Source organism: Streptomyces synnematoformans, assembly GCF_039531005.1.
Classification (GTDB): Bacteria; Actinomycetota; Actinomycetes; order Streptomycetales; family Streptomycetaceae; genus Streptomyces; species Streptomyces synnematoformans.
Genome location: NZ_BAAAPF010000685.1, coordinates 1 through 1,186 on the forward strand (window position 1 = coordinate 1; position 1,186 = coordinate 1,186).

The 1,186-nt window shown below is 82.2% G+C and carries 1 pseudogene; it reads right to left on the reverse strand.

The features are described 5' to 3' along the window. Positions 1 to 1,186, reverse strand: a pseudogene (locus ABD317_RS37115) (FHA domain-containing protein); the annotation flags it as partial.

Below are 1,186 nucleotides of genomic sequence, written 5' to 3' on the forward strand. Positions count from 1 at the left end.
GCCCGGCGGCGAGGTCGGCCGTGAGCCGCCCGCCCGGCCCGGCGCCGAGCACGGCGCCGACGGGCGGGGCGCCGGCGCGGTCTTCGAGCCAGCGGGCGGTCAGCGCGGTCGGGGTGGCGCGGGCGAGGCCCAGTTCGTCCAGGAGGCGTACGGCCCCGGGGAGGGCGCCGCCGCGGCGGGCGCCGAAGGCGCCCTCGGCGTCGTCGCGTTCGCCGTACGGGGCGAGGGCGCGGGCCAGCCGCTCCGCCCAGGCGGCCGACACGGCGTCGACCGTCCCGGCCGGTCCGCCGGCCCCCTGCCCGGAGGCGGCGGCCGCGAACCAGCCCCCGCCCGCCGCGGCGTCGGCGGGCGCCGCGACGCCGTCGCCGCGGAGGCGGGCGCGGCCCGTTCCGTAGGAGGTGGCGGGGGAGGCCGGGGTGGCGGCGGTGTCGTGGGCGGGACCGTGGGCGGTGTCGTACGGAGTCTCCGTCGGCGGTGCGGCCGGCTGGGCCGACGACGACGGGGACGTGGCCGGCGGCGCCGGGCGCAGCAGGGGCCGCAGCCCCGTGGCCACGTCGCCGCTGAGCAGCCCCACCGCCCCGCACGCGGCGAAGCCGGGGGACGCCTCGCAGGCCGCGGCGTACGTCGCGGTCAGCGGCGAGGCGGGCGTGGCGGGCGCGGTCTCGGCGAGGCAGACGACGTGCACGCCGGCGGCGGGCCCGCGCTCGGCGAGCCGGGCGACCGCGTCGCGGACGGCGGCCGTGCCCGGGTCGCCGTCGACCACGACCACGCTGCGCACCCCCGGCGCCGGCTGCTCCAGCCGCCGCTGCAACTCGCCGACGCGGGCCGCGGCCTGCTCCCTGTCGTACGCGAGCAGCAGCCGGCAGTCCTGCCCCTGCCGCGGCCGTACCTGGGGGAGCCAGCCGGCCCACGACCAGTCCTCGACGCGGGACTCGGGCGGGCGGTTCGGGTCGGCGGAGATCAGCACCAGTTCGAGGCTGTCGGGCGCGTGCAGCGCGGCCAGCTGGGCCACGACCGAGACAGCGAGCCCGGCCAGCCGGGGCCGCGGCCCGGCGAGCGCCAGCGACCCGGCCCGGCGCAGGTCCACGGTCACGGGCACGGTGCCGCCGCCGGCGCGGAACTCGGTGCCGAGCCGCAGCACGAGCGCGTCGGCGTGCGCGGCACCGCGGCCGAAGGCGAGGCGGTG